Source organism: Mesorhizobium sp. M7A.F.Ca.US.005.03.1.1 (genome assembly GCF_003997975.1).
GTDB lineage: Bacteria > Pseudomonadota > Alphaproteobacteria > Rhizobiales > Rhizobiaceae > Mesorhizobium > Mesorhizobium ciceri.
In genome coordinates, this window is the sequence record NZ_RZRO01000046.1 from 42,286 (window position 1) to 48,842 (window position 6,557).

General features: G+C 58.7%; 7 protein-coding genes. 5 read left to right on the forward strand and 2 right to left on the reverse strand.

All coding sequences use genetic code 11. The features are described 5' to 3' along the window. Window positions 1-213: 213 nt before the first annotated feature. Complete coding sequence (locus tag EN990_RS19525) at window positions 214-2,547, forward strand: hypothetical protein (protein WP_127368806.1); 2,334 nt, start codon at window positions 214-216, stop codon at window positions 2,545-2,547. On the opposite strand, the gene EN990_RS19530 is transcribed toward EN990_RS19525, so the two are convergent. Further along, window positions 2,516-3,697: a hypothetical protein gene (locus tag EN990_RS19530; RefSeq protein ID WP_013530782.1), complete on the reverse strand. Its 1,182-nt coding sequence runs from the start codon at window positions 3,695-3,697 to the stop codon at window positions 2,516-2,518. The genes EN990_RS19525 and EN990_RS19530 overlap by 32 nt on opposite strands. 449 nt (window positions 3,698-4,146) lie before the next feature. Then, window positions 4,147-4,875 (reverse strand): FkbM family methyltransferase, encoded by a 729-nt coding sequence (locus EN990_RS19540; RefSeq protein WP_013530784.1) that lies wholly within the window; start codon window positions 4,873-4,875, stop codon window positions 4,147-4,149. 240 nt (window positions 4,876-5,115) lie between these two features. Between EN990_RS19540 and EN990_RS19545 the strand changes: the two genes are divergently transcribed. From EN990_RS19545 to EN990_RS19560, 4 genes are read left to right on the forward strand one after another with little or no spacing between them, the layout of a single operon-like run. Beyond that, window positions 5,116-5,826: a glycosyl hydrolase 108 family protein gene (locus EN990_RS19545; RefSeq protein WP_127368807.1), complete on the forward strand. Its 711-nt coding sequence runs from the start codon at window positions 5,116-5,118 to the stop codon at window positions 5,824-5,826. Then, complete coding sequence (locus EN990_RS19550) at window positions 5,823-6,038, forward strand: hypothetical protein (protein ID WP_063168557.1); 216 nt, start codon at window positions 5,823-5,825, stop codon at window positions 6,036-6,038. Before EN990_RS19545 ends, EN990_RS19550 begins: the two co-directional genes overlap by 4 nt. A gap of 1 nt (window position 6,039) precedes the next feature. After that, window positions 6,040-6,273, forward strand: coding sequence for a phage-related exported protein (locus EN990_RS19555; RefSeq protein WP_013530787.1), 234 nt, complete (start codon window positions 6,040-6,042; stop codon window positions 6,271-6,273). Continuing rightward, window positions 6,258-6,443 carry a hypothetical protein gene (locus tag EN990_RS19560; RefSeq protein ID WP_013530788.1) on the forward strand — a complete coding sequence of 62 codons (186 nt, stop codon included), beginning with the start codon at window positions 6,258-6,260 and terminating at the stop codon, window positions 6,441-6,443. The genes EN990_RS19555 and EN990_RS19560 overlap by 16 nt, the downstream gene beginning before the upstream one ends. Window positions 6,444-6,557 lie beyond the last annotated feature (114 nt).

Consider the following 6,557-nt stretch of genomic DNA (forward strand, 5'->3'; position numbering starts at 1 on the left):
TCCTCTCCCACAAGGCCGTGCGACGGGAATCATTCCATGAGCTTCGACGAATGATTTCACACCTGCCGGCTTATGACCAGCCGCCGGCAAAAGCAGGGTTTTATGCGCTTTGCCAGCGTCGCTCAGCGCGGGAGTTTCGACCAGACTAGGAATTTTTTCTCAGAAAATGGTTGACGGGGTGAGTGCAGCTTCGCCTTCCAGACGCTGAACCCTGTGATCGGCACCGACGACATTGTGCTGTCGTTCTACCAGTCCGACGACACCGTCGGCGATATCCAGGCAGCCGCGCAAGGCATCATCGACCAGGCCCAGGCCGCGGCGGACGTAGCGACGGGCGCCATGACGACCGTGCTCGATCCGCAATTCGCGACAAAGGCGACTGCGGAGGCATACTCGCCGGCGGTTGCGCCCACATACATCCGCACCGCCTTCTACGACAGCTCTCAGGTGGCAGGCAGCGGCGCTGTGTACCGCAAGAATGGAACGAATGTCGGGGATTTGGTGATCACGCTGAGCGATGGCATGACGAAAACAGGCTATACGCTCGCCTCAACCCCGGTGACGGCATCAATGCTCGGGGCGCGTGGTGGCGGTGTGAATGCCACGGCTGCTATCAGTGCACTGCTCGCGGGCAGCTATCCGCATGTGCTGATTGACGGCTCCTACCAGACCGACGGCAACCATACGATCTCGACAGCGAAGAAGCGCGTCGAATGCCTGGGCGGCTCTGCCCTGATCCTGCGCGCGCCAGTCGGTGCCGTTACCGGCCACCATCCCGTCATCGATATCGCTGCCGATGACGTCCTGATAGACGGGGACCTCACGATTGATGGTGGATCACATGCCGGCTACCAGGCTTCTATCGGTATTCGCGTCGGCCTCTCCACTGGTGCACGCCGGAAGCGGCCGACAATCCGCGGCGTGAAAGTCCGTAATCTCGGCCTTGCCGGTGTGATGGCGCTCTGTGTCGACAGCCCGACGATTGAGGACATTGACGGCTATAACATCGTCACGCCAACCGGCGGCGAGTTTGGCGACACGGTTTACGTGGCCGGCGTCCGCAAGCCGATCCTGCGCAACATCCGGTCGGCGAAGTGCAAACGCGACGGTGTCGTGTTGACCTATACGGGGAATCTAAACACCACCGACGTGTTGGTCGACGGGGTTTTCGCCGATGCACATCTCGACAGCCCCTCCGCCGGTGTCTGGGTGGAGATGACCGGTGCGCGAGATCCGCGAGGGATCATAACTAACGTGGTGGCGAATGACTGTCTGATTGGCGTAGCTGCGACTGACGCCAACAGCGAGATCGTCATTTCGAATGTCAAGGCAATCGGCAACCGGCTCTCCGGTAGTTCTGCCGGTAACGTCTTCGGCGTTCAGATTCAGTCGGGCCGGCTCGATAACTGGTACATCGATCGCTACAACACAGCCCTGCAATTGGAACCAAACGGCGAATATCAGTTCGCCCTCAGCTCGCAAGTTGGATCGTTTGCGATTAGCGAAACGATCAGCGGCGGCACCTCTGGCTCGACCGGAACCCTGCGGTTCCAACATTTTGAAATCGTCATTACCGGTTCAACCCTCGACTATGAACTCGGTGAGACGGTGACAGGCGGTTCATCCGGCGCGACGGGCATCTTGGTCGACTTCTTTGCCAACGTGCTGAGGGTCTTGCCGATAAGCGGAACGTTTCAGGCCGCTGAAACAATCACTGGAGGCACCTCTGCGATTGCCAAAACGGCAAACAGCGCGACCCAGCGCATCTATGTGCGCGGTTCGGCCGGCATCTTTCGGGCTGGCGAGACTATCACGGGCGGAACGTCAGGTGCCACAGCCGTAATCGCCGCGCCCTACCAGACGCCACTTGCGATCGGCCCGGGCACGTTGATGAACTGCTCGACCGACGCCATTGTCGTTGCGAACGTAGTGACACCGGCGAGCCTTAGCCTTTCTGGCATCAGGGGAAACACCCAGTCGCATGGCGTCCGGTTCAATCTTTCGGTGGGCCAACGGCTGCGCAAAGCCAGTCTCAGGGACATCGCCCTGAAGAACCCGACCTCCATTGGCGTTGCCTTTCGGGTAACCACCGGCGGCGCGATAGACGAAATGCTGGTCGATGGCTTTGACATGACGGAATGGGTTGGCGATGGCACCGGCAGTTCCATCACGGCCGGCACCGTGACCAGGTTTATTGGCGGCAACAATCCCGGCCTGCAGGGGACGTCGAGTGTGCCGATCAATCTGAGCGTTAACACAACGCTGTCCGGGCTTCACAACCGGGCACTCTGCCACAACAACGGCGCCGGCGCGACGTGCACACATACGCTGCCGCCTGCCGTGCCTGGCCTTCGGATCGGCTTTGCCGGAGTACACGCAACCCATGTCATGAACATCGAGCCCAACGGGACGGACACGATCAAGGGCGGCGGTGCAGGCAAATATCTCATTCTCGATCCCGGCGAGCGTGTAACCCTGGAGGCCTATACGGTAGGACTGTGGGTTGTCAGTTCGGCTATCGGCTGGTCAGGGGATTTCGAAGCCTAGGATGAATTCGCAACTTTGCGTAAGGGTACTGCGTCATGCCTAAGTTGATCGTTGCGAGGATGACGAAAACTAGAGGATACGTCAGCTTCAATTTTGTGGCCAACAACACAATCGACAGGCCAATGCCCAAGAGCGGCAAGCTCAACAAATACATGGCAATCCCTATAACTGCCCATAAGCCGTATCGGAGCAGAAAGTCGAGGCCAACGCCGAGATAGCCAAATGTGAAGAACATCGGTATCTGATTTTCGCTTAGGCCAAACAACGTTATCCGCTGGTAGGAAAATGCCCACTCCATCATCTGATCGTGCTGCGTGCCTTCGATATAGAGTTGCGATCTTGTTTCAAGATTCAGCAATGCCCAATATATAGTGATTGAAAGCAGCGCTATGCCGCCGGCGGCGACAAGAATCCTCCATCTTCGAACGGCAAAAAATTGGTGGAGCCCAACAATTCCGCAGAACATTGCGACGAACATCATGCCGCCCAGCGACATCGTCGCGATCGCTGAAAGAATGCCTAAAATTGAGACCTTAGAGAGCTTGCGCGAGAGGGCATACTCGCCAGCAAGCAGGCTTGCGATCATAGTCGAATGGGTACCCGGTTCATTCGACAAGCCTGCAAAGCGCGGCACTCTGCCGACGGCAAGCTCAAGTCCTTTCTTACTCATGACCGTCTGATCACCAAGGCCAAGACTTGCAAGCGGGTCAAAATAAGTTCGGAACGCCACGAAATAGAAAATCTGGAACAGGACCATAAGCGCGTGCGCAGCGATCGCCCATCGCAAACCAACCAACAAAGGACGACTGTCTCTGGCAAAGCAAGCTGGAACGAGGATGAGAGCCAAGCTGCTGCCAATAGTGCCTAGGACTGCTTTAGTGCCGCCATCTTCGGTGAAAGTTCCGCACATCCCGACTAGTAGGAAAGCAACGATCCAAAAAGAATTCGCCTTGACCGGCGCATTTAATAGCGGGATCAGCATGAGAAGCCCGAGGTAGCAAAAGGCGGCTACCCCGAATTGAGGCAGATAGACACTTTGCAGACTCATTGCGATGACGGCAGAGGCGGCGTAAATTGTCTTCAGTTTTTCAGCAAAAGTCGACTGCGTCGCAATGGGAATACTTTGCGTTTTTGCGTAATAGTGCGACATGGTTCTAGCAGGACTTGTACGTAGGGATTGTCCCGCAAAGAATGCCGGAGTCTGTCAACGCCGTTGCCAAGTCAAGCGCCCCGTTAATCTTGCATTGCGCTACGACAAATCTACCCAAGGTTGCCACCGTCTTCCCATCGCATGGGGTGCCGCCGCCAACAGGCTTACATTTCACATAGGCATTTTCATAAGAAAGCCTAACGCTCTGGGCTACTTTTTCCGCAGACGTCGTACCTGATGGCCTAACTCCACAGAGAACGATGGAAGTGCCATTCACCTCGAACGAACTAGCGGTGAGCACGGTCAGTCGACCTTTGATGTCCTTTATTTCTGCCAGCTTCGGCACGGCTTTGGGAGCCTTGGGAGTAGCGAATGTTAGGACGCCGATAGTCATGACAGCTCCAAGTCCGACGGCAATGGCAATGAAAGCAATTGGTCTCACGGCTGTCTCACCTCGAATCGGCTATCACTGCGCCTTTTATAAACGCGATTGTTCCCCCAGTTCGGCCAAACTCTGTAAATCCACGCCTGGTTATGTTCCGCTCCAACTCCAGCGCTTCGGCAGGGCCGGTCAATTTGGGGTGGAACTCGATGATGAGTTTTTCAAATAACTCAAAATGGTTTGGCGGAATGCTCGTTTCGGCGCCTTCGATATCCATGATTAAGACGGTTGGCCTAAACGGCAGGTCTGAAACGATTGTCGGGATTGAGAGCATAGGTATTGTGAGTCGTTCGACTTCGTTGTCTCGAGGCAACGCGCTGGACGACCAGAAATTTCGGCTTATACCGAAGCTGATAGAACCGTCGGACGGACCTACAGCGACGGTCCTAAGAATGGGCAAGCTTATCCCATTGAGGCGAAAATTCTCGCGGATGGATGCCTCTAGGCGAGGGTTTGCTTCGACCATGCAGTAGTCATCGATGCCGATGTCGATCATGCAGTTCAACGCCATGAAGCCGATCGCGCTGCCGGCCTCCAGAACCTTGTCGTGGCGACTCAGGAAGCGCAAAGCAAGAGCCGCATCTTGATCCTCGTAACCTCTGGCCATCACGTACCGCATGCGGCGGGAAACGCCATCCAAAGACAGCGTGATGTTCCGGACTGTTACCGTTCTTCTGCCGGCGGTAAGAATTTCAAAGCCAACATCGCGCACGTTCCGAATAGCTTCCAAGATCATCTCGGTTCCTTACGAGCTGGAATCAGCAGCCGAAAGTAAACGCGCCGGCCCTGCCTCTGGCAAGGTGCGTGACTCATATCCACGGCTTGCCCGGTTCAAGGTTTTCTCCGACTGCGGACTTCCTGATCATCGCATCGCTCATCGACTGAAGCGCCCGCGCTTCCCGCCTCGCATTTCCTAGACCGTGAGGTTCCTCCAACGGTCTCCCCCGACCATAGTTCAATGAGGAAAGGAAACACCATGGACCGCAACTTCGCGCGGGCGCTTGCGCTTGTTCTCAAATCGGAAGGCGGGTGGTCGGACAATCCGTCTGATCCTGGCGGCGCCACCATGAAGGGCGTGACGCTTGCCAGCTTCCGCCGCTATGTGAAGGCGGGCGCGACAAAGGCGGATCTGCGCGCGATCAGCGACGCGCAGGTCGCCACCGTTTATCGCCGCTTCTACTGGGACGCTGTGCTCGGCGCCGAGTTGCCCGATGGCGTCGATCACGCGGTATTCGATTTCGCCGTCAACAGCGGGCCTGGCCGGGCGGCCAAATATCTGCAGGCGGCCGTCGGCGTTGCGCAGGACGGCCGGATCGGACCGGTCACCGTCGCGGCGGCCAAGGCAAAGCCGGCCGGTGTGACCATCGATGCACTTTGCGATGCGCGGCTGGCGTTCCTGAAGCGGTTGCCGACATGGGCAACATTCGGGCGCGGCTGGTCGGATCGGGTCAGGTCGGTGCGGGTTCAGGCCCTGCTGATGTCGGCGCAGCGCCCCGCCGCACCGGTGACCGCGGCGGCGCCGCCCAGGGTCGAAACATCGGCCAATGGGGCGCCGTCGGTTCGTCTCGAGCAGCCGACGCCCGGCGGCAAGACGGCTGCCGTGGCCGGCATCCTCGTTCTCATGGCCGGAGCGCTCGCGGCCGTCCGGCATCAGATCGCCGATTTTTTCGGGAGCCTGTTTCGATGACATGGTTCAACACCAATGCGCTGCACAATCTCCTCAACACGCTGATCGCCATCATCTGCGGCGGCGCGCTCGCCGGCTTTGACTGGACGCTGCTCGGCGTGAGCGACCGCACTGCCCTTCAGATCAGCGGCGCCATTGCCCTTGCCAAGATCATCATCAACGCGGTGCGTGACGGGCCGCGCGGCATGGTCGCGCCGGCCAAGGAGACATGAGATGGGAACACTCGCTTTCGCGCTGCTTGGCCAGGCCTGGCCGTATCTTCTGGCAATGGGCGCCGCGCTCGCCGGTGTCTGGACGGCCTACGCCAAGGGCAAGGCCAACCAGAAGGCCAGGCAGGATGCCGCCGACGCCGCGGCGCGCACCGAAGCCCAGGAGATCGACGATGCCGTCGCCGGCCGGGCGCCGGACGACAACAGAGGGAGGCTGGCCAGATGGTCAAAATCATAGCGCTCTCGCTCCTGCTGGCCGGCTGCACCACATCAGGTGGATCGTTCTGCGCGGCCGGGCATCCCATCCGGCCGACAAGGGCAGAGGCGGCGGCCCTTTCCGACGCGTCGGTGGCGGCGATCCTGGCTCACAACGAAAAGGGCCAGAAACTTTGCGGCTGGAGGCCATGATGAACGATCTTTTCGACCTGCTCGGCATCAAGGGACCGGTCGTGGCGGCGGGTCTCGCCGGCGGCGTTCTGCGCGCGCTGTCGCGGCATCGCTACAAGCTGCGCGAAATGGTGG

Coding starts and splice junctions, on each gene's coding strand:
- EN990_RS19530 (WP_013530782.1), bottom strand. CDS start 3,697: ATGTCGCACTATTACGCAAAAACGCAAAGTATTCCCATTGCGACGCAG.
- EN990_RS19540 (WP_013530784.1), bottom strand. CDS start 4,875: ATGATCTTGGAAGCTATTCGGAACGTGCGCGATGTTGGCTTTGAAATT.
- EN990_RS19545 (WP_127368807.1), top strand. CDS start 5,116: ATGGACCGCAACTTCGCGCGGGCGCTTGCGCTTGTTCTCAAATCGGAA.
- EN990_RS19550 (WP_063168557.1), top strand. CDS start 5,823: ATGACATGGTTCAACACCAATGCGCTGCACAATCTCCTCAACACGCTG.
- EN990_RS19555 (WP_013530787.1), top strand. CDS start 6,040: ATGGGAACACTCGCTTTCGCGCTGCTTGGCCAGGCCTGGCCGTATCTT.
- EN990_RS19560 (WP_013530788.1), top strand. CDS start 6,258: ATGGTCAAAATCATAGCGCTCTCGCTCCTGCTGGCCGGCTGCACCACA.